A 1,279-nucleotide genomic window follows, 5' to 3' on the forward strand; every position below is an offset into this window, starting at 1 on the left:
ACTCAAATGATAAATTTATTTATATAATTTAAGTTGAAAATACACAAAAGAAAGTCAAAAGGTGGATTTTAACTATGAATTAAAGAAAATAAAAGGGTTTTATGGCTATTGAAATCCATCGGGTATATTTGTCTTATAAGATTAGTTTTTAACTTGTATTCTCAACTGTTCTTTTATTATTTTACCATTGATATTACGGGGCAACGTTAAAAAGGTATATCCTTTTGGTCGTTTAAAGCGGGCAACTATCGTACAAATATAGTCGTCCAGCTCTCGCTCCGTTACAGACACATTTTCATTAAGCTCAATAAAAGCGTGAGGGACTTCTCCCCAGTACGGATCAGGTTTCGCGACGATAGCTGCGGCTAAAACCCCCGGATAACTGGATAGTACATTTTCCAATTCAAGGCTGGAAATATTTTCACCTCCAGAAATAATGATATCTTTTTTCCTATCAATGATTTTTATGTAACCATCAGGATCAATGACCGCTAAATCCCCGGTGTAAAACCATTGGCTGGTGGTCTCCGGTGTAACATGACGCTCAGGATCGTAAGAAGCGACAATATTTCCACGGATAGCAATCTCTCCAATGGTTTTACCATCAAAAGGAACTTCTAGTCTGCTCTCTTCATCAATAACGCTAACTTGCCCCTGTAAATTGGAGACAATTCCTTGGCGCATTTTCTTTAATATCATTTCTGATTTTGGCAGATTTTTCCACTCATGCTTATTTTCACAAACCACAACAGGCCCATAAGTTTCGGTGAGACCATAAACATGTGTCCCTGTGATACCAACGTCATCTAACAGGGAGAACATCATTTCCGTTGGCGGGGCACCGGCAATCAGGCCAGAAATGAGACCATTAAAATGTTTTCCATTCTTTTGAGCCATTTTTCCTAAAGAATAATGCACAATCGGGGCACCGCAATAGTGAGTTACGTTATGTTCCTGTATAAGCTCGATGGCTTCTTCTGCATCAAATTTTCTCATACAGATATGTGTTCCGGCTCGCGCGGCAATCGTCCATGGAAAACACCATCCATTACAGTGAAACATGGGGAGTGTCCATAAGTAAATAGGGTTTTTGGGCATATCCCAATCCAAAATGTTTGAAATGGCATTGAGAAAGGCCCCTCGGTGAGAATACAGGGCACGAGCATACTTTGATTAACATTCAGCCAAAGAAAACTTGGGCGCGGTAATCATCACACCAGCTGGCTTTTTTAAGCTTATTTCTTTGGCTTGGTGCCCCGCAATCACATTGCTTGACCAT

The 1,279-nt window shown here is 40.0% G+C and carries 1 protein-coding gene; it reads right to left on the reverse strand.

Going from position 1 to position 1,279, the window contains the following annotated elements; genetic code table 11:
• Window positions 1–141: 141 nt before the first annotated feature.
• Window positions 142–1,155, reverse strand: coding sequence for an AMP-binding protein (locus AACQ81_RS03320; protein ID WP_272903148.1), 1,014 nt, complete (start codon window positions 1,153–1,155; stop codon window positions 142–144).
• Window positions 1,156–1,279: the final 124 nt, after the last annotated feature.

Source organism: Xenorhabdus sp. Sc-CR9, assembly GCF_963897815.1.
Lineage (GTDB): Bacteria > Pseudomonadota > Gammaproteobacteria > Enterobacterales > Enterobacteriaceae > Xenorhabdus.